The sequence below is a fragment of the Bogoriella caseilytica genome (genome assembly GCF_003752405.1).
GTDB lineage: Bacteria > Actinomycetota > Actinomycetes > Actinomycetales > Actinomycetaceae > Allobogoriella > Allobogoriella caseilytica.
This window is the reverse complement of record NZ_RKHK01000001.1, coordinates 2,970,687-2,991,261: the sequence shown is the minus strand read 5'-3', so window position 1 is coordinate 2,991,261 and position 20,575 is coordinate 2,970,687. Positions and strand designations below refer to the sequence as shown.

Annotated in this window: 15 protein-coding genes; 4 read left to right on the top strand and 11 right to left on the bottom strand. The window is 69.6% G+C overall.

What is annotated here, in order from left to right; genetic code table 11:
* Window positions 1-60 precede the first annotated feature (60 nt).
* The 7 genes from dxs to EDD31_RS13395 form a co-directional block, all read right to left on the bottom strand.
* On the bottom strand, window positions 61-1,965 hold the full coding sequence (gene dxs / locus EDD31_RS13425) for a 1-deoxy-D-xylulose-5-phosphate synthase (protein WP_123304595.1): 1,905 nt from the start codon (window positions 1,963-1,965) through the stop codon (window positions 61-63).
* Between the two features lie 62 nt (window positions 1,966-2,027).
* A complete protein-coding gene (locus EDD31_RS13420) occupies window positions 2,028-3,323 on the bottom strand; it encodes a serpin family protein (RefSeq protein WP_123304594.1) in 1,296 nt (431 codons plus the stop codon).
* A 124-nt stretch (window positions 3,324-3,447) separates the two neighbouring features.
* Complete coding sequence (locus EDD31_RS13415) at window positions 3,448-4,293, bottom strand: NAD-dependent epimerase/dehydratase family protein (RefSeq protein WP_123305570.1); 846 nt, start codon at window positions 4,291-4,293, stop codon at window positions 3,448-3,450.
* Window positions 4,294-4,433: 140 nt separating this feature from the next.
* Window positions 4,434-7,301, bottom strand: a complete 2,868-nt coding sequence (locus EDD31_RS13410) for an aconitate hydratase (protein ID WP_483964257.1) — start codon at window positions 7,299-7,301, stop codon at window positions 4,434-4,436.
* Window positions 7,302-7,512: 211 nt separating this feature from the next.
* Window positions 7,513-8,793, bottom strand: coding sequence for a class I SAM-dependent RNA methyltransferase (locus EDD31_RS13405; RefSeq protein WP_123304592.1), 1,281 nt, complete (start codon window positions 8,791-8,793; stop codon window positions 7,513-7,515).
* The gene (locus EDD31_RS13400; RefSeq protein ID WP_245991219.1) at window positions 8,793-9,533 is read right to left on the bottom strand and encodes a DUF3159 domain-containing protein; all 741 of its coding nucleotides are present in this window, start codon (window positions 9,531-9,533) and stop codon (window positions 8,793-8,795) included. The genes EDD31_RS13405 and EDD31_RS13400 overlap by 1 nt, the downstream gene beginning before the upstream one ends.
* Entirely contained in the window at window positions 9,530-10,189 is a 660-nt protein-coding gene (locus tag EDD31_RS13395; RefSeq protein WP_123304591.1) for a DUF3710 domain-containing protein, read from the bottom strand. The genes EDD31_RS13400 and EDD31_RS13395 overlap by 4 nt, the downstream gene beginning before the upstream one ends.
* 77 nt (window positions 10,190-10,266) lie before the next feature.
* On the opposite strand from EDD31_RS13395, the gene EDD31_RS13390 reads away from it, so the two are divergent.
* A complete protein-coding gene (locus EDD31_RS13390; RefSeq protein ID WP_170163306.1) occupies window positions 10,267-10,767 on the top strand; it encodes a DUF3093 domain-containing protein in 501 nt (166 codons plus the stop codon).
* Here the strand turns inward: EDD31_RS13390 and EDD31_RS13385 are convergent.
* A complete protein-coding gene (locus tag EDD31_RS13385; RefSeq protein ID WP_123304589.1) occupies window positions 10,737-11,036 on the bottom strand; it encodes a DUF4193 domain-containing protein in 300 nt (99 codons plus the stop codon). The two genes, EDD31_RS13390 and EDD31_RS13385, sit on opposite strands and share 31 nt — an antisense overlap.
* Before the next feature lie 310 nt (window positions 11,037-11,346).
* Here EDD31_RS13385 and sepH point away from each other — a divergent pair, with 310 nt between their 5' ends.
* Window positions 11,347-12,414 (top strand): septation protein SepH, encoded by a 1,068-nt coding sequence (gene sepH / locus EDD31_RS13380; protein ID WP_170163305.1) that lies wholly within the window; start codon window positions 11,347-11,349, stop codon window positions 12,412-12,414.
* A gap of 58 nt (window positions 12,415-12,472) precedes the next feature.
* Here sepH and EDD31_RS13375 read toward each other — a convergent pair whose 3' ends face one another.
* The 3 genes from EDD31_RS13375 to EDD31_RS13365 are packed head-to-tail and all read right to left on the bottom strand — an operon-like array spanning window position 12,473 to window position 16,992.
* Window positions 12,473-13,684 (bottom strand): alkaline phosphatase family protein, encoded by a 1,212-nt coding sequence (locus tag EDD31_RS13375; protein ID WP_211336128.1) that lies wholly within the window; start codon window positions 13,682-13,684, stop codon window positions 12,473-12,475.
* Window positions 13,653-14,225, bottom strand: a complete 573-nt coding sequence (locus EDD31_RS13370) for a DUF5998 family protein (RefSeq protein WP_245991218.1) — start codon at window positions 14,223-14,225, stop codon at window positions 13,653-13,655. The genes EDD31_RS13375 and EDD31_RS13370 overlap by 32 nt, the downstream gene beginning before the upstream one ends.
* A gap of 34 nt (window positions 14,226-14,259) precedes the next feature.
* Entirely contained in the window at window positions 14,260-16,992 is a 2,733-nt protein-coding gene (locus tag EDD31_RS13365) for a GNAT family N-acetyltransferase (protein ID WP_123304587.1), read from the bottom strand.
* A 57-nt stretch (window positions 16,993-17,049) separates the two neighbouring features.
* On the opposite strand from EDD31_RS13365, the gene EDD31_RS13360 reads away from it, so the two are divergent.
* Together EDD31_RS13360 and EDD31_RS13355 are read left to right on the top strand one after the other, a co-directional pair.
* Complete coding sequence (locus EDD31_RS13360; protein WP_170163304.1) at window positions 17,050-17,973, top strand: serine hydrolase; 924 nt, start codon at window positions 17,050-17,052, stop codon at window positions 17,971-17,973.
* Window positions 17,974-18,045: 72 nt separating this feature from the next.
* On the top strand, window positions 18,046-20,520 hold the full coding sequence (locus tag EDD31_RS13355; protein ID WP_123304586.1) for a DNA gyrase/topoisomerase IV subunit A: 2,475 nt from the start codon (window positions 18,046-18,048) through the stop codon (window positions 20,518-20,520).
* Window positions 20,521-20,575: the final 55 nt, after the last annotated feature.

Genomic DNA, 20,575 nt, shown 5'->3' with positions numbered 1-20,575 from the left:
CCGACCAGGGAACCCGGGCCTACGGAACTTGAGCGCGCATGCGGATGTGGCGGTTCCCGATCAGGGCTCGGTGCCCTCCGGCACGGGGTCGGTCGCCCAGAGCGCAGCGGCCGCGGCCAGTGTCTCCCGCGCGATGTCCTGACCGCGCAGCGAGAAGGCGTCGATCAGTTCCGCGCGGGAACTGTGCTCCAGGAAGGCGTGCGGGATGCCGTGGCTGCGCACGGGCACATCCGTGCCTGCCGCGGCCAGCGCGTCGCGCAGCGCGGAGCCGATGCCGTTGGTGACCAGGCCGTCCTCGACCGTGACCACCAGGTCGTAGTCGGCGGCGAGCTCCGTCAGCTCCGCGCTGATCGGCAAGACCCATCGTGGGTCGACCACCATGGAGCCGACGCCGTGTGCGTCGAGGGACTCCGCAGCGTCGATGGCCGTGCGTGCCATCGCGCCAATGCCGACGAGCAGCACCCGCGGAGAGCCGGAGTGACGGCGCAGCACATCGATGGATCCGTGACGAGCCACGGCGGGCAGCGGATCGGGCACGGAACCCTTGGGGTAGCGCACCACGGTGGGTGCGTCGTCCACTTCGACGGCTTCGTTGACCGCGGCCCGCAGTGTGACTTCGTCGCGCGGGGCGGCCAGGCGCAGGCCTGGCACGCTGCGCAAGAGGGCCATGTCCCACATGCCGTTGTGGGAGGCGCCGTCATCACCGGTCAGTCCCGAGCGGTCGAGCATGAAGGTCACACCGGCCCGGTGGAGCGCCACATCCATGAGAACCTGGTCGAAGGCGCGGTTGAGGAACGTGGCGTACAGGGCCACGACGGGGTGCATTCCGGCGTAGGCCAGGCCGGCGGCGGCGGTGGTGGCGTGCTGCTCGGCGATGCCGACGTCGATGACGCGCTCCGGAAACTCCTCCGCCAGCAGCTTCAGCCCCACCGGCTCGAGCATGGCCGCAGTCAGGGCCACCACGTCACTGCGTCGGCGGGCCACGCTGCGGATCTCGTCGGCGAAGACGGCCGTCCAGCCGAAGCGTGAGGGCGCCACCGGCAGGCCGGTCTCGGGATGGATCGCGCCCACGGCGTGGAAGCGGTCGGCCACATCCTCTTCGGCCGGGGTGTAGCCGCGCCCCTTCTCGGTGATGGCGTGCACGATCACCGGTCCGCCATAGCGCTTGGCCCGCTTCAGCGCGGTCTCCATGGCCAGGACGTCGTGGCCGTCGATGGGACCGAGGTACTTCATCCCGAGGTCTTCGAAGAGGCCCTGCGGCGCGACGGCGTCCTTGAGGCCCTTCTTCATGCCGTGCAGTGCTTCGAAGGCGAAGCGTCCAGGAGGGCCCCCGGCCTGCAGTGCCCGCCGGCCCCAGGAAAGCACCTTCTCGTAGGACCGGGTGGCGCGCAGCGCATCGAGGTGGAGGGCGATCCCACCGATGGTCGGAGCGTAGGACCGGCCGTTGTCGTTGACCACGATCACCAGCGAGCGATCGGTGCCGCCGGCGATGTTGTTGACCGCCTCCCAGGCCATCCCTCCGGTGAGTGCTCCGTCGCCGATCACTGCCACCACCGGGCGGTCATCTCCGCGCAGCTGGTTGGCGCGGGCGATGCCGTCTGCCCAGCTCAACGCTGTGGAGGCGTGGGAGTTCTCCACCACGTCGTGGTCGGATTCCGCGCGGGCGGGGTATCCGGACAGCCCGCCGGACTTGCGCAGCCGGGAGAAGTCCGCGCGCCCGGTGAGCAGTTTGTGCACGTAGGACTGGTGGCCGGTGTCGAAGACGATGTGCTCGGCCGGGGAATCGAAGACCCGGTGCAGCGCGATCGTCAGTTCGACCACTCCGAGGTTCGGGCCGAGGTGCCCTCCGGTCTTGGCCACCTCGGCGACCAGGAAGTCGCGGATCTCCTTGGCCAGCACGTCGAGTTCGCTGCCGTGCAGGTCGCGGACGTCCGCAGGCTTGCGGATGCGCTCCAGGTAGGTCATCGGCTCCTCGTCTCGTTTACGGATGCCAGGATACGGCCCCGGCCCCGCACCCGCGCGGAGGATCAGCCCTGCGCGCTCGGGTCGTTGATCACGGCGAGGAACAGTGGCCATCCGGTCTCGGTGTGCACGATCCGCACCAGGTAGGGGCGGTCGATGAGCATGTCCACCTCCGGAGGCGCCGGCGCTGAGGTCACGCCGATGCCGAGTTCGGTCACGGCGGCGGCCACGGTGCCCTCCTCGTCGACGTTGAGCACGGCCTGGTGCTCGGCTTGGCCGATGAAGAGCTCCTCGCCGTCGCCCGCGTGCTGGGTCATCCCGGTCAGATCAGCCGTCTCCGCCTCGAAGAGATCACCGAGCCCGAGGTCAGAGAGAGGATCGGTCAGCCCGAGCTCGGTCCGCACCTCGAGCTGGGGAAGCCCCAGGTTCACCTCGCTCTGCTGGTCGCCTCCCACGGCGCTCCCGAGTTCGTCCCACGCGCTCGCGTCGAGAGCAGCCGGATCACTTCCCGGCGCCGGGAAGTAGACATCCATGGCGAATCCCGAGCTGTAGGGCAGGCGAAGGGCCTGGCCCTGATCGTCCTCGGCGTAGGGCGCGACCACCGTTTGGTGCATCCGCTCGACCTCCACCTCCTCGCCCGTTCCGGTGGTGAACGGGACCAGGTGGGTGTTGGAGTCCTCGAAGGGCATCTGCCACCGGGCGGCGAGCACGATGGCGTTCTGCAGCACCAGCGCCAGGGTCGGGTCAGGCTCGATCGCCGATTCCTCGATCAGGCCACCGGTGTGCTCCTCCACCCACGCATCCAGAACGTCCTTGCCGGCATCGGAGCCGAGGTCGGCCACGGCGGTGCCGGCATCGAAGTGGCGGGCGAGGGAATCCAAGAAGTCACTGGAGACCAGCGTTTCGAAGTCGTCATCGAGAGCGATGCGGTTCGCAAGGTGGAGGACCGGGTCCTCGGGGAGTTCGTCCTCCTGCACCACGGCGGGGTCTCCGTCGTAGGCAAGGACCGCGGCCTGCAGAGCACCGAAGGTTTCGGCTCGCTCGGTCCCACTGGCACCGAGCACCTCCTCGAGTGCTTCGAGGCTCTCCCCGTCGGCGCCCTCGGCGAGCATGGCCAGCGCCACCGCGACCGAGGCCGGCGAGACCACCCGGTTCTCAGCCACGTCGGTGCTGCTGACCAACCCGGTCCCCAATGCGGAGGTGGCGGCCACGGCGTCCTCGAGCGCGGGGGCGGCCGAGACGTCGGCCGGCTCGTAGGGCTCCTCGGAACGCAGCTCTTCCGCGCCGCTGGCGGCACTGCCGCAGGCAGCCAGGGCGAGAACCGCCAGCGGGGCGATGATACGGGTGGGACGAACAGGCATGGTGACTCCTTCTCCGGGCTCCCTCTGGAACCTCCTGACCGGCCTGTGTCGCCAGCGGTCTGAGGCTTGCAGCGGCGGGTTGTCCCGAAAGGTCCTGAAGCGCCCGGTCCGTGACGGAATCGCGTCAGACGTGGTCGCGCCAGCTGTGCTGCGGCTCGTACCCGAGCAATCGGCGGGCCTTGTCGATCGAGAGCATCGTCTCGTGCTCACCGAGCTCCTTGACGACCTCCACGCCCGGATAGACCTCCGCGGCCAGCTCGGCCGAGGAGCGTGTCATCACTGTGTCCGCATTCGCGATGACGAAGGCCTCGAAGCCCGGTTGTGCCCGCTCTAGGGCGCGCGCCACAGCCTGGGCGCCGTCCCGTCCGTCGATATAGGACCACAGGTTCCAGCGCCGCAGCATCGGGTCGGCATCGAAGGCGGGGAACTGCACGTAATCCGCCACGTCCATCACGTTCGAGAATCTCAGCGCGGTGATGCTGAGGTCCGGGTCCCACCGGGTCAGTTGGACCGCCATCTGCTCCTCGAGGTGCTTGACCAGGGAGTAGGTGCTCTCCGGACGTGCCGGGTATTCCTCGTTGACCGGGATGTACGGCGGGGGTGTGTCGAAGGGTAAGCCCAGCACCGTCTCGCTGGAGGCGTAGACGATGCGCCGGACACCCGCCCGGCGTGCCGCCTGGAACACGTGGTAGGTGGACAGGATGTTGTTGCCGAACGTCGCGGAGTCCGGGTGCAGGCCAGGGGCCGGGATGGCCGCGAGGTGCACGAGAGCGTCGAGGCCCCCGTGACGCTCTTCTACGCCCAGGACTGCGTCGAGCACTTGCCCGTAATCGGTCAGGTCGACCCTGATGAGCCCGGGATCACGGACCCCCTCACGATCCAGGTTCAGCACCTCGTGGCCGTCGGCCCGCAGCCGGGTCATCACGTGACGGCCGAGCTTGCCGCTGCCGCCGGTGACGGCGATCCGCATGGTCATCTTCGACGCCTCTCCTCGGGGGTTCGACGAATGGTACTGCTCCGCGCCCGCATGGGCCCGACACGGCAAGCCCTGGCACAGAAGTGCCCCCTCCCAGCGGGGAGGGGGCACTTCGTGAGCCGAACCGACTTAGCTCACGCCGCGATCTGGCGCAGCACGTACTGCAGGATGCCGCCGTTGCGGAAGTAATCCGCCTCTCCGGGGGTGTCGATGCGCACCACGGCGTCGAACTCCACCGGCTCACCGCCGTCCTTCGTGGCGGTGACGTGGACGGTCTTCGGAATGCCGCCCTCGTTCAGCGCGGTCACCCCAGTGATGTCGAAGGTCTCCGTGCCATCCAGGCCGAGCGAGTCCGCAGACTCGCCCTGGGGGAACTGCAGGGGCAGCACGCCCATGCCGATCAGGTTCGAGCGGTGGATCCTCTCGAAGGACTCAGTGATCACCGCGCGCACGCCCAGCAAGCGCGTGCCCTTGGCCGCCCAGTCACGGGAGGAACCGGAACCGTACTCCTTGCCACCGAGCACGACCAGCGGAATCCCCTGCTCCTGGTAGGCGCTGGAGGCATCGAAGATCGACTCCTGCTCGCCGGTGAGGAAGTTCTTGGTGAAACCACCCTCCACGCCGTCGAGCAACTGATTGCGCAAGCGGATGTTCGCGAAGGTCCCGCGGATCATCACCTCGTGGTTCCCGCGGCGCGAGCCGTAGGAGTTGAAGTCGCGGCGGGCCACACCCTTCTCAGCCAGGTACCGCCCCGCCGGAGAGTCCGGCTTGATCGAACCGGCCGGGGAGATGTGGTCGGTGGTCACCGAGTCGCCGAGCTTGGCGAGCACCCGGGCGCCGGAGATGTCTTCCACCGGGGTGAGATCGAAGCTCATGCCGTCGAAGTACGGGGGCTTGCGCACGTAGGTGGAATCGGCGTCCCACTCGAAGGTGTCGCCCTCGGGGGTGTCGAGCGACTTCCAGCGCTCGTCGCCGGTGAAGACGTCGGCGTAGTCCTTGGTGAACATCTCCGAGTCGATCGCCCCGGCGATGGTCTTGTCCACCTCGTCCGGCGTCGGCCAGATGTCCTTGAGGTAGACGTCCTGACCCTCGGAGTCGGTGCCCAAGGGCTCGTTCTCGAAGTCGAAGTCCATGGAGCCGGCCAGGCCGTAGGCGATGACCAGCGGCGGTGAGGCCAGGTAGTTCATCTTCACGTCCGGGTTGATCCGGCCCTCGAAGTTGCGGTTACCGGAGAGCACCGAGGCCACCGAGAGGTCGTGAGCGTTCACGGCCTCGGAAATCTCGTCGGGCAGCGGGCCGGAGTTACCGATGCAGGTGGTGCAGCCGTAACCGACCAGGTGGTAGCCCAGCTTTTCCAGGTAGGGCCACAGCTCCGCCTTCTCGTAGTAGTTGGTCACCACCTTCGAGCCAGGGGCCATGGAGGTCTTCACCCAGGGCTTGACCTCCAGGCCCTTCTCCACGGCGTTCTTGGCCAGCAGGCCGGCGGCCATCATCACCGAGGGGTTGGAGGTGTTGGTGCAGGAGGTGATCGAGGAGATCACGACGGCGCCGTGGTCGAGGGTGGTCTCCCGGCCGTCCGCCATGGTGACGGGCACCTGCTTGACGGCGCGGCGCGGGGCGGAGGCCACGGTGGAGCGGCTCGGTGCGCCTGCCGGGGAGGAGTCACGCGTGGCGTCGTGCGTGGGGGCGTCCGAAGCCGGGAAGGTGTCGGCGAGTTCGTCGTCCAGCTCGGACTTCTCGATGCCGTTGCCCTCGACCACGTAGTTCTTCAGGTCGGCGGCGAACTGCTTCTTGGCCTCGGAGACCGCGATGCGATCCTGCGGGCGCTTCGGCCCGGCGATCGAGGGCACCACGGTGGACAGATCGAGCTCGAGGTACTCGGAGAAGACCGGCTCCACGTAGTCCGGGTGGGACGGGTCGAGCCACATCCCCTGTTCCTTGGCGTAGCTCTCCACGAGCTTGACCTGATCGGCCGGGCGGCCGGTGAGGCGCAGGTAGTCCAGCGTGACGCCGTCGATGGGGAAGATCGCCGCAGTGGAGCCGAACTCCGGCGACATGTTGCCGATGGTGGCGCGGTTGGCCAGCGGCACCTGAGCCACCCCCTCGCCGTAGAACTCCACGAACTTGCCCACCACGCCGTGCTTGCGCAGCATCTCGGTGATGGTCAGCACCACGTCGGTGGCGGTCGCGCCGGTGGGGATCGACCCGGAGAGCTTGAAGCCCACCACCTTCGGGATCAGCATGGAGATCGGCTGGCCGAGCATGGCGGCCTCGGCCTCGATGCCGCCCACGCCCCAGCCCAGCACACCCAGGCCGTTGACCATGGTGGTGTGTGAGTCGGTGCCCACGCAGGTGTCGGGGTAGGCGCGGACCGGGCTGCCCTCGACGCCGGGCTCGGCCGCCCGGGTCATCACGGTGCGGGCCAGGTACTCGATGTTGACCTGGTGGACGATGCCGGTGCCCGGGGGAACGACCTTGAAGTCGTCGAAGGCGGTCTGGCCCCAGCGGAGGAACTGATAGCGCTCATGGTTGCGCTCGTACTCGATCTCGACGTTGCGCTCGAAGGCGTCGGAGCGGCCGAAGACGTCGATGACCACCGAGTGGTCGATGACCAGCTCAGCAGGGGCAAGCGGATTGACCTTCTCGGGATCTCCGCCGAGCTCGGCGACGGCCTCACGCATGGTGGCCAGGTCGACCACGCAGGGCACGCCGGTGAAGTCCTGCATCACCACGCGTGCCGGGGTGAACTGGATCTCCGTGCTGGGCTCGCTGGTGGGATCCCAGTGTGCGAGGGCCTGGACATGCTCGGCGGTGACGTTCTTGCCATCCTCGGTCCGCAGCAGGTTCTCGGCGAGGATCTTCAGGCTGTAGGGCAGCTTCTCCAGGCCCTTGACCGCGCTGAGGCGGAAGATCTCGTACTCTGTGCCGTCAACGTCAAGCGTCCCCTTGGACGCGAAGCTGTCAGTGCTCACTGGTGACTCCCTCGATTCTGGGATGGTCACTCGCCGCAGATACGACCGACCATCCAGGTTTCCTGGGAGCAATGCTCCCACGCACCGGGCCGCCAAGCAGGATCGGCGACATTGCACCAGCCCACCATCAGCGCGGTATCTCGATATCAAGATACTTTGCCGCGGGCCGCACTGTCCACTCGGCACGCGGGCGGCGCGAGGGGCGCTCCACCACAGTCAGCGCGGTGCCAGCAGACAGTTCTCAGCGCACGAGCGTCGTGACAACCTCGACGTGATGGGTATGCGGGAAGAAGTCCAGCGGCACCATCCGCTCCACCCGGTAGCCGCGGCCCAGCGCGTCGGCCGCGTCACGAGCCAGTGCAGCCGGATCGCAGGAGACGAGCACGACTCGGCGGGCCCGCACCGCGGCGATCGCCGCCATGACCTCCGCACCGGCGCCGGCGCGCGGCGGGTCGAGCACCACCACGTCGGGCGCACCACCGAACTCAGCTGCCGCCTCGCGGACCGTACCGGCGTCAATACGCGCCTGTCCGAGCGTGACCTGATTCTGGCCGGCCAGGTTGCGACGGGCGTCCTGGACGGCGCTGGCTGCACCCTCGACCGTCATGACGGCACCGCTCGCACCCACGGCGTGAGCGAGGGGCAGGGTCAGCAGTCCAGCCCCGGCGTAGAGCTCCAGGATCTGGGCGCCGGCAAGAGCGTTCGCCGTGTCGCCTCCAGCCGCAGCGGCGGCAAGAACCTCCTCGGCCAGGACGGCGGGGGCCTGGCGATGGACCTGCCAGAAGCCGGCTGTGTCCACGCGGTAGTCGAGGGGACCGACAGCGGTGCTCACCCGTTCGCGCACACTCCGGCGCGGACGACGGCGGCCTGGTAACGAGGCGGGTTTGCCATCGATCAGGAGAAGAGGCTCATCGGCCGAGGGTGCCACCGCGGTCAACCGCGCGCCGGGGTGCCACAGTGACCGCCAAGGGCTCTCCGGCCCCAGGAGATCGAGATCCGCGATCCCCGGGGCCGCCAGGGGCATGCCGCCGAGCGAGCGGACCTCGTGCCCGCGGTGGGCATGCATGCCAGCGGTGCCGTCCTGCGCCACGGTCAGGCTCACCCTGGTGCGATAGCCGAGGCCTCCGGCCTCGTCATCACCGGGCAGCGCCCGTGGCTCGGGGACCTCCCCCGCCTGCTCCGCGAGTTCGGGCCCGCCGATCCGGCGCAGGGTCTCGGCCAGCACGTGCTGCTTCCACCGGCGTTGTGCGGGCAGGCTCGCGTGCGCGAGTTCACCGCCCCCCACGCCCCCGGCGCCGGCCTCCGGCCAGGGCGAATCCACGCGGTCCGCCGAGGGCTCGAGGATCTCGACGGCCTCGCCGCGCAGGAAGCTCGAGCGATGTTCGGTGATCGTCACACGCACCCGCTCACCGGGCAGCGCGTGGCGCACGAACACCACACGCTCCCCCTCGCCGTCGGGGACACGCGCCACGCAATGCCCGCCGTGGGCCGGCTGGCCCACGAGCAGCTCTGTGAACGGCATCAGTCGCGTGAGGAGTCGTCGATGATCACGGGCGCCGGCTCGGTGGCCGCGGCGCTCTCGGTCGCCTCCGGGGTGGCTGGTTCGCGCACCAGCAACCAGGTCAGATACAGCACCAGGGCCCACAGCGGTATCCCCATGGCCAGTCGGGCGGTGCCGAGCCAGGCCACCGCAGCACTGAGGTACAGCGGAACCTGCACGGCCAGACGTAGGGCGAACATCCCCACCCACACCCAGGTGGCCTGGGTGAAACGGCGGCGACGCAGGCTCTGCTCGGGATCGGTGCGCCAGGCGAAGCCATCGCCACGTAGCAGCGCCACCACCACACCCACCACAGGCCAGCGCACCAGGATCGAGAGGAGCACAGCGAGCAGGTAGGCCGCATTGATCACCAGGCCCATGACGAAGAAGTCCTCGGGCTCGCCGGTGACCAGGGCCCACACCACGCCGATCGCGACACCGACGAGCCCGCTGAGTGCCTGGGAGACCGGGGTGCGCTGGATCAGGCGCACGAGCGTCAGCACCGCCGCGACCGAGAGCGAGGCGATGAGCGGCGGCATGAGATCCCGCGTGATGATGAAAGCGACGACGAAGACCGCGCCCGGGAGCACCGACTCGACCATCCCGCGCACGCCGCCGATGGCTTCCTTGACCGAGTACTGCTCGGCATTCAGCTGCCGGAACTTCGATCGGGCAGCTGCCTCCCGGACCGCCTCGGCCGGCTCCTCATGCGGGGTACTCACGGGCGCACCGCGGTGCCATCTGTTGCGGTGGTCTCCACCTCTTCATCCGCCGCGTCTCCGGGGTGACGCAGCACCAGCACCTCGCGGGGTGCGTGGGCCTCGGGGCCGCGCACCACCACCACGCCGCGCAAGATGTCGAGATAGGGAGCGGCGGCGGCTTCGTCGACCGCTGCGCGGCCCGCAAGCATCGCGCGCAGGAACCATCGCGGCCCGTCGACCCCGATGAACCGTGCCGGGCGGTGCCCGACTCCCCCCTGTGGTGTGCGCACGGGAATACGGGTGAGCAGCTCATGGCCGAACTCGCCCTCCACGTCCTCGCTGGTACCACGCTGGGTGGTGATCGACTCGGCGATCTCCTCGCGGAGCTCGTCCCACAGCCCCGCCGACCGCGGGGCGGCAAAGACCTGCAACTGCAGCGATGAGCCATTGCCGGCGAGCGTCGCCGCGACGATGTTGCGGGACTTGCGTTCCATGTCCAGGCGCAGGCGCATCCCCGGGCGCACCGGCACACGCAGAGCACCCAGATCCGCTCGGGCGCCGAGGTCCGGCAACTCGGAGATGTCGTAGGGGCCGGGGTGGTCCGGGATGATCGGTCCGGCGGGCGTGGCCTCGTCGGTCTCGGCGGTGCGGCGCTTTCGGCGCGAGAACCAGCTCATGACGTTCGGTGATGCTCCTTGGTTGGTGGTGGCCGGACGGCGCCCTTGATGCTACTAGCGCATGGCACAGTGGTGGGGTGCGCTACTCGGAACGACTCGTCCCCGGCCCGGGCTTCCACCTGATCTCCGTGCTCTGCGGTGGCGCTGCGGCCTTGGTCTTCTCGCTGTGGGGCCCGCTTGCCGCCACGATGGCGGGGGTTGCGACGGTGGCGGCCTTCTCCCTGCTCGGCATCATCACCGCGCCGCAGGTCCGCGTCATCGATGGTGGGGATTGCGCCGATGGCGGCACTGCGGACGAGGCCCGTCTCCGTGCCGGTGGCGCCACGATCCCCCTGAGCGCCCTCGGTGAGATCGAGAGACTCGACGAGGCCGGTCTGAAGGAGTGGATGGGCACGCGCGCGGACGCCCGTGCACACACTTGCCATCGGGCGTGGGTGCGCACGGGCGTGCGAATTGCCGTAGCCGATGCGCGTGACGCCACACCGTACTGGTTGGTGTGCACGCGGCGGCCCGAGGAACTGGAGGCCGTGCTGTCCGAGGCCCGCCGTCAGGCGGCGCACTCGGAGCAGACGAGCTGACCGGCCTCCTCGTAGGCGAGCTGACTGCGGTGATGGACGAGGAAACACCGGGAACAGGTGAACTCGTCAGCTTGACGCGGAAGCACTCGTACGGAGAGCTCCTCGCCTGACAGGTCGGCGCCCGGGAGCTCAAAGCCCTCGGCCGCCTCGGCCTCGTCCTCGTCTACCGCAGGTTGCGCATTCTCAGAGCGTCGTGCCTTGAGCTCTTCGATGGAGTCCTCGTTGAGGTCCTCTTCGTTCTTGCGCGGTGCGTCGTAATCGGTCGCCATGCGGGCGTCACGCTCCGGATCTTCTGGTTGGCGTGAGGAGGAGGATTCCTTCTCACGCACGGTGTGGGGAGTTCTGCCGGGAACAACGTGTGGGGCTGGGGATTGTTCCCGCGAACACGGGATTGTGCCCCACCCGACGCCTGATAGCGACCGGGTCTTAACGGGAGGGCGCCGGACGTGACGCAGATCATGCGATCTTCCTGCCGATCCGCACGTCGAGGGAGGCCCCCCGGTCATGCACGGCAGACCGGTCAGCGAATCGCCGCGAGTCCTCCCGCGGGTGGCAGCTCGGCGGTGGCACGCTCGTGACATGGATGAGCTGACGCTGCTCGGTCCGGCCGGAGACGGTGAGCACCTCACTCTCGTCGACGCCGCAGGCCAGCGCTACCGCCTCGCCGTCAACGGCGCACTGCGCTCTGCCGTGCGCGAGAGCCGACCGGCCGGCGGTCCGGACGACGCCCCGACGATGAGCCCGAAGGACATCCAGGCATCTCTGCGCGCCGGCGCCACAGTCGAAGAGGTCTCGGAGAGCACCGGCGTCGACGACGAACGCATCCGGCGCTATCTGGGCCCGGTGCTCGCTGAGCGCGAGTGGGTGGTGCAGCAGGCACAGAGTCTGCGTGTGGGCCGGGACCACGAGGCACCCCAACTCGGTGACCTGGCACTGGATCGCCTTGCGACTCGAGGCGCCGATATCGACGAACTCAGCTGGTCGGCCACGCGTCGGGCCGGGCGACCCTGGGAGGTCACGGTTCGCTTCGTGGCCGGCGGCAAGGAACGCGCGGCCACCTGGAGCGTCGAGCTGTCCTCACGCACCCTGGAGGCCATCGACGACGAAGCGCGCTGGCTCTCCGAGACCGATCTGAGCGCCCCGGCGCGCCCCTCGCGCTTCTCCCCGGCAGCGCTCAGTCCCCTCACCCCCATGACCGCAGCCTCTCCCGGCCTCGCCGCTGGGAACGCGGAGATCCCGGCCGGTCAGGACCCGCAGGAGGATGAGGCCGACGGCGGCACCGAGGCGCTTCTCGATGATCTGGCCGCCCATCGCGGCAGCCGGCAGGACCTCCAACCCGAGCTTGAACTCGAGGATGAGGACGCACCACTGTGGGGTGCGCACCCGCCGGCATCGCAACCTGAACTTGCGCGCGACGCCCACGTCCTGACCCTGCCCAAACGGCGGAAGGAACCAGCGGCACCGGAGCAGGCGCAGCCTGACACGGAGACGTCCCCGAGTCAGCCAGAGGAGAGCCTCCGCGCCGAGGATCCCACAAGCCAGGAGTCCGACGACGACTCCAAGCCGCCCGAGCGGCGCGCACGCCGCCGCGACCGGCGCTCAGTCCCCAGCTGGGACGAGATCGTCTTCGGCGCCCGGCCGGACTGAAACCCGGCTGAGAGCACGGTCGCCGTGGCGCGGGATCTCCGGTCGCGCGCGCCGCTGATCAGCTGATCAGCTCGGCCAGGAGGGGAACCTCGAGCTCTTCAGGGCTCAGGCCACCGTGGACGCCCTTCATGGCCAGAGCTCTCGCAGGCTGGCTGCGAGAGTCCACAATGCCCCAGCCGAGTGCGGGAATCGCGACGAGGTCACCGGCGACGCTCAACCGTGAGAGATCCGAGCCCACCAACCCGGAGGCGCCCAGCTCAGCACGGGAGAGCACCTGAGCACGATCGCCCAGTACCGCACGCCAGCGCGCCGTGACCGACTCGGCCTCGCCCGCCTGGCAGTAGACGTGGGCAAAGCGCTCCTCGCCCGCCACGAGCTTCACGCCGGCGGTGAGCCTGGGGTCCTCGGCCACGTCGATGCGCTCCCCGGCATCGACCATGCCGTGGTCTGCAGTGACCAGCAGCAGCGTGCCACGCGGGAGCCGACGAGCGAGCACGGCGAGTTCGGCGTCGACCCGCTCGACCTCCTCGCCCCACTCCGTAGAGCGCCAGCCGTGCGCATGACCGACGTGGTCCACTTCGCTCCAATAGAGGTAGGCCACCCTGGTGCCACCACGAAGCACCCGGACGGCTGCCTCCACGCGATCGGACATCGACTCCGCAGCCACGTACTCCATGCCCCGGAAGGCGCACAACGTCAGCCCTGAGGAGGCGAACTTCGCCGGTCCGATCTGGGCCACTGCCATGGAGCCGCCTTCGCTGCGCTGCTCACGAAGCTGCTCCGCCAGGGTCGGTCGTGGCTGCCAGGTACGAGGGTCGAGGGTGGTATCGCGCCAGCCCACCAGCGAGACGGCACTCGGGCGGTGGGACGGTGACATGGGGTCGAGCAGGCTGTATCCCAGCATGCCCGTGGCGCCACCGAGTTCGCCGGTTCCGAGCGCGGTCAGGGCGGTGGCCGTGGTCGAGGGAGTGGTGGTGCTCAGGGTCTGAGTCTGTGGCAAGCGAGAACGCAGGAAAGGCGCGTGCCCGCTGCGTTCGGCCAGCTGCCGCAGGCCCAGTCCGTCAATGAGCACGACGCACACCGAGGTGGCTTCCGGCAGGCCCAGATCCGCGCGATCCCGCGCTGAGTCGCGGTCGGCGGAGGAGGTGGTGACTCCGGTCGCGTCGAGCGCAGCCGGCAGCACCGCGCGCAGCTGGCGCCCCGGGTGTGGCACCGGCAGTTCGCTCGGGGCCATCACGTCAGCGCCGCGCGGTCGCAGCCGAGAGCTCACGGGCGAAGGCGATCGCCGCGTGGAGGGCCTTCTCGCCCTCCGCCGGAGCCGCCACGCGCAGTTCCACGCCCTCGGGCGCCAGGGCCCCGGTGTAGCCATGGTCGGCCTCGCAATCGGGATCGCCGCAGCCCGCTGGTGCCAGGTCCACGGATTGGCTGGCGCCCCACGTGACCGAGAGGGTGAGTTCTTGAGTGCGGGCGGCGCGAGCCTGCTCGGGGTCGGACACGCCGTGGGTGAGGCTCACGGAGCGGATGTGGTGCAAGCCGACCGCCTCGGTGGTGGCCAAGGCGGCGGGGGGCGCATCGGGGTTCGATCCCGGGGCGTCATCCACATGGCCGATGATCAGGCGGCTCTGCGTGAGCACCATGGCAGTCAGATGCCGGAAAACCTCGGTGTGGTCGAAGGTCGTCTCCGGGTGCACCAGGAAGGCATGCACCTCCTCTTCGGCCACAGCTACGTCCAGCACCCCAGCGACCAGCTCCGGGTAGTACCCGGCCCGGTCGAGTTCGGCGCGCAGTCGTTTGGCGTAGTCGGTCAGCACGCTTCCAGTCTCCCACGAGGCGCCCACATCGCATTCAGGCCGGGGCGTGATGCGGGGACGGCAGTGCCCGCCGCCCGGCGTCCTGGCGGGCCGGGCGCGCGATGCGCACCGTGAACCCGGCCACCTGGGCACCTCCTGGGCCGGCAATCACCGGGTTGAGGGAGACCTCGGCGATCTCAGGCAGGTCATCAGTGAGCAAGGAGACCCGCGAGAGCAGGTCCGCCACCGCGTCGAGGTCGGCGCGCGGCAGCCCGCGCTGACCCATCAGCCGTGGTGCGGCGCGCACCGAGTGGATCATGGAGGTCACATCTGCTGCGGTGAGCGGTGGCACCCGGTAGCTGACGTCACCGAGCAGCTCCGAGGCATCGCCGGACAGGCCGAAGGAGACGACGGGACCATAGAGATCGTCCTCGCTGCCACGGATGATGCAGGCCACACCTGGCGGAGCCTGTGGCTGCACCGCCACCGCGACCTCCCGGCCGAGCAACTCCCGGCTCCGTTCGGCCAGGCGATCGAAGGCCTCGCGCACCTCGTCGTCGCTTCCCAGGTCCAGGCGGACACCGCCGAGATCCGCGCGATGGCGGAGCGCATCGCTCACAGTCTTGAGCACCACGGGATAGCCGCAGGTGCGCGCGGCCGCCACCGCTTCCTCAGCGTCGGCGACCACCGTCGAGCGAAGCACTGCGATGCCGTAGCTGGCCAACACCGCGGCCGCCTCCTCGTCTTCGAGCGTCACGCGCCCGCCCGGGCTGAGGTCCTGAAGGCGGTCTGCGATGATCCCTCGGGCTGCTGCTGGATCGATGCCGGGCAGGTCGAGGAACGGATCCTCCGCCCGGGCGCGCCAACGCGCATGACCCAATGCCCCGGCCAGAGAACGCACGGCATCCTCGATGGTGGCCAGTGCCGGGACCGTGCGTTCGCCACTCATCGCCGCTTCCGCCGTCAACGTGGGGTCGAGGCCGTGCAGGCCGGGTGCGACCATCACCCACGGGCGTTCGTCCCTGGCAGCCGCCGTGGCCACGGCTCTCGCGATTGCTGGATCCGTCTCGCCCACCGGCGGGGCGTGGGCGATCACGACGGCATCCCAGTCCGCGCGGGCACCGAGGTCCTCCAGCGCGCGGGCGTAGTCCGCGGCGGTGGCGAAGGAGCCGAGCAGGATCGGCGCACCCGCCGGCTCCAGATCGTGCGCCGAGGCGATGTCCCTGAGCTGGCTCGCGAGTGCACCGGAGGTGGAGACGACGGCCAGCCGTGGTCCCCGAGGGAGAGGCTGGGCCAGCAAGAGCCCCGCGACGTCGAGCATCTCCCGGAGACTGCGCGCACGGACGATTCCCGCCTGGCGCAGCAACTCGGTGAGGACGCTCTGGGGTTGCTGGGAGGTACGGACGGCGTGCCCAGGAGGGGTCGCCTGGCCGGTCTGGCCGGAGACCACAGCCACCAGTGGCTTGTCGGCCGCCAGCCGGCGCGCAATCCGGGAGAACTTCCGCGGATTGCCGATCGACTCCAGGTAGACCGCGCCCACCGCCGTCGGATCGTGCGTGGACCAGAACTGCATGCTGTCATTGCCGGAGACGTCGGCTCGCAGCCCGGAGGAAAGGAAGCTGGCCAGGGGAAGGCCGCGCCTCGCGGCCGTGGTGAGCAGCATGCGCCCCCCGGGGGCAGACTGGCAGAACAGCCCGATGCCTCGCTCGACGGAGTCCTCAGCCACTGCCCCGTTGTCGAAGAGCGTGAGGTCATACCGGCCGGCCTCGCCAGCGCCGATCACCCCGTAGGAGGCTGGACCGACCAGGCGGATCCCGGCGGCTCGGACCGCGCGGAGCAGCTGACCCTGTCGCGCCATGCCCGCAGCGCCCGCCTCACCGAATCCGTCGGAGACCACCACCATCGCGCGCACGCCCAGGGCCGCCAGGCGGGGCACCGCCTCGACCACATCGGCGGGCTGCCCGGCCACCACGGCGATCTCGGCACTCACGTGCGAGGCGGAGAGTTCCGTGAGCGACTCCGCCTGAACCGAAGCCGGTGTGGGCCGGTGCCATGCCGGCAGACCCACCAGATGAATCGGGCCGGTGAAGATCCCGGCCTCGGCCTGGGCGAGCAGCCCTGCGGCCGCGGCCCCGGCGAGCGACCTGCCGTGGTCGCCGTCCTGACCGGCGCTCAACCGCACCACCACGACGGAGGACGCTGCGAGCACTGCCTTCATGGAAAGGGCTTCGGCGTGCCGCTCCCGCTCGGCCATCACCCGCCAGGACCGTTCGGTCTCCGCAGTGGAGAAGCTCACCGAGATGACGCCGTCCTCCAAATGCTGGGAGATCTCGTAGCCCGCGTCGGTGAAGACGCGGATCATCCGGGCATTGGCCGGCAGCACATCCGCGAGGAAGGTGAAGACCCCGCGTTCTCGCGCAGCCGCCGTGAGGTGTTCCAGGAGCACGGAGCCCAGGCCCCGCCCCTGCTCGGTGTCCGCCACGTTGAAGGCCACTTCGGCGGTGCCCGGTGCCACGACGTCGAACCGGCCCACCGCACGGATCTCCTCGTCCTCCCCCGTGAGCACGAGCGCGACGCGGTCCACATGGTCCACGTGGGTGAAGCGGTGCAGGTCGCGGTCGGAGAGCCGCTCCATGGGGGCGAAGTACCGGAAGTACCGGGACTGCTCGGACTGAGCCATGTGCATCCGCTGGAGTGCCTCGGAATCCTCGGGCCGGATCGGGCGGATATGCATGGGTGTCCCATCGCGGAGGACAACATCGGCCTCCCAGTGGGGGTAGTGCACCATGGTCCAAGACTAGGACGCCCGGAGCGGATCCCGGAGCGCTTACGGCAGAGTGGTGGCATGACTCTCGCCGCAACCGCCGCACCACTGGAGGCCGAGCTCGGCCTGACGGCCTTCGTTCACGCCCGCGACCTGGACTCCGACGCCCAGGTGGGCCTGCGTTCCGAGGATCTCGTGGTGACCGCCTCGGTGTTCAAGATCCCGGTGCTGCTGGAGGTGTGCCGGCAGGTCGCGGCCGGTGAGCGTGCGGCCACCGACCGGATCGATCTCGGTGCCGAGGACTTCCAGGTGCTCGGCGGCACCGGAATCGCGGCCTTCTCCGACCCGATCTCGCTGTCCCTGCGAGACCTGTACCTGTCGATGATGAATGTCTCCGACAACCGCGCGACCGACGTGGTGATGGACCTCGTGGGCTGGGATCGGATCGCGGCCACGCTGGCCGAACTCGGTATGACTCAGACGGTGCTCGAGGGTGACACCGCGGCGCTCTTCGCCTCCATGCGTGACGACCTCGGCATCGAGCCGGGCGGGTCCATGGACGGTGTGGCCAAGAACCGCACCCGGGAGTACCGGGCCATCCGCGCGCAGGATCCCCGGCACTCCCACCGCTCCACCCCGGAGGAGACCACCCGGCTGCTGGGACGGATCTGGAATGCCGATGGCATCGATGCCAGCGCCTGCGCCGAGGTGCGCCGCGTGATGGGCATGCAGGTCTACGGCCACCGCCTGCGCACCGGCTTCCCGGGCTCGGTCTCGGTTGCGGGGAAGACCGGGACACTCTCCTTCATCCGCAACGAGGCGGGTGTGGTCACCTTTCCCGATGGCCGTCGCTATGCCGTGGCGGTCTTCCTGCGCCACCGCACTGCGGACTCGGTGGCTCCCGACCTGGACCGCGCCATCGGTACGCTCGGCGCCGCCGCGGTCGGTGAGCTCCGCGGCGAGGAGATCGTCCTGGAGGGCCCGCTGGACTCCGACATGCTGTGATGCGCGCCCCGCACAGGCCGGGGCGGCGCGCCCCGCCCGGTCGCTCGGGCAACGTCAGGGACAATAGCGGGCATGCCGCGCCGGAACAGCTCCGCCACTCCCCCGCCTGACATCGCGGAGAAGATCGTCGACATCGATGTCTCCCAGGAGATGCAGGGTTCTTTCCTGGAGTACGCCTACTCGGTGATCTACTCACGGGCCCTGCCCGATGCCCGCGATGGGCTCAAGCCGGTGCAGCGCCGGATCCTCTACCAAATGGACCAGATGGGCCTGCGTCCTGATCGAGGGCACGTCAAGTCCGCGCGCGTGGTCGGTGAAGTCATGGGACGGCTCCACCCCCACGGTGACGGCGCCATTTACGACGCGATGGTCCGCATGGCCCAGCCCTTCGCCCTGCGCCTGCCGATGGTCGACGGTCACGGGAACTTTGGCTCCCTGGACGATGGTCCCGCAGCCTCGCGCTACACCGAGGCCCGCCTGGCCGCCGCTGCGCTGGCGATGACCGCCGACCTCGACGAAGACGTCGTCGATCTCGTCCCGAACTACGACAATCAGCTCACCCAGCCCGAGGTGCTGCCCTCGGCCATCCCTAATCTGCTGGTCAACGGCGCCTCCGGGATTGCCGTCGGCATGGCCACCAACATGCCGCCGCACAATCTCGGCGAGGTCGTGGCCGCAGTCCGGCAACTCATCGCCGCTCCCGAGACGAGCCTCGATGAGCTCATGCGCTTCATCCCCGGGCCCGACCTGCCCGAGGGCGGCAAGATCGTGGGGCTGGAGGGCGTCCGGGAGGCCTACGCCACCGGCCGGGGCTCCTTCCGCACCCGAGCGACCACACGCGTCGAGAGCATCACGGCCCGCAAGAAGGGCATCGTGGTCACCGAACTGCCCTACATGGTGGGCGCGGAGCGAGTGATCGAGAAGATCAAGGACGCCGTCGGAGCCCGCAAGCTCCAAGGCGTGACGAACGTGCAGAACCTGACCGACCGGCACCACGGCCTGCGGTTGGTCATCGAGATCAAGAGCGGATTCAACCCCGAGGCCGTGCTGGAGCAGCTCTTCAAGCACACCCCGATGGAGGAGTCCTTCGGGATCAACAACGTGGCGCTGGTCGACGGACAGCCGCGCACCCTGGGGCTGCGTGAGCTCCTGCAGGTCTACGTCGCCCACCGCCTTGAGGTGGTGCGCCGGCGCACGGCCTACCGCCTGGCGCGAGCCACCGAGCGCGCGCACCTCGTGGCAGGCCTGTTGATCGCCATCGCGGACATCGACGAGGTCATCCAGGTGATCCGCAGCTCCGATGACGCCGAGACCGCACGTGCCCGGCTGATGAGTGTCTTCGAGCTGGATGAGCCGCAAGCGGAGTACATCCTTCAGCTGCGGCTGCGTCGCTTGACCAAGTTCTCCCGCCTCGAACTCGAAGCCGAGCAGGACGAACTGGCCCGGCGTATCCAGGAACTCACCGACATCCTCGATTCCGACGAGCGTCTGCGCGAGGTGGTGTCCGAGGAGCTGGCCGCCATCGCCGCCGAGCACGCCGATCCGCGGCGCACCGTCCTGCTCGAGCGCCCCGGTGGTGAGGCCGTGGGAGCCTCCGCCGGCAAAGCCAGCGGCAAGGCCGGTTCCGTGCCGTTGGAGATCCCGGACGACCCTTGCCGCGTGCTGCTCTCCGGCACAGGGCTGGTGGCTCGCACCGCCGAAGCTGAGGCGCCGATGCGCTCCGGCGGCCGCGTCGCGCACGATGCGCTCACCGGGGAGGTTCCGGCCACCGCGCGCGGGCACGTGGGCGTGGTGACCTCCACCGGGCGCCTGGTGCGCATGGAGGTCATCGACATTCCCGGCCTACCTCCCACTTCTGGCCCGCCCAGCCTGTCCGGGGGCATCCCGCTGAGTGAGCTCGTCGCCCTCGACGCCGGCGAGCACGCAGTCGGCCTGGCACGGCTCGAGGACGACGCCGCACCCCTGACCCTGGCAACAGCGCGCGGCACCATCAAGCGGGTCCGCCCCGGTGATCGGCCTGGAAACAAGGAGTCCTGGACGGTCATCTCGCTGGAGGAAGGCGACCGGGTGATCGGCGCCCTGCACTCCGGAGATGAGGATCAGCTCGTGTTGATCTCCTCCGGCGCGCACCTGTTGCGCTTCTCCGCCTCACTTGTGCGGCCCCAGGGCCGTTCCGGGCAGGGCGTAGCCGGCATGAAGCTCGGCGACGGTGTCGAGGTGCTCCACCTGGCTGCCGTGGCTGAGGCGGAACTCTCCGCCGCCGTGGTCGTCACGGTGGCCGGCACCTCCGCGGCGCTGCCGGGCACCACGGCGGGCAGCGCCAAGGTCACACCCTTGGATCGCTACCCCGGCAAGGGGCGTGCCACCAGCGGGGTGCGCGCTCAGCGCTTCCTGCGGGGCGAAGACGCACTGGTGCTCGCCTGGGCGGGCCCGGAGCCCGCCCGCGCCGTGGGTTCGGGTGGACAGCCCGTCGAACTGCCAGAGATCGATGAGCGGCGCGACGGCTCAGGCCGGCCGTTGAGCGCCCCGGTGGCCGCCGTGGGGTGAGCGGGTCTCCCTTCCCACCCCGCGGTCCTCAGACCTCGAACTCATGGTCGGCGTT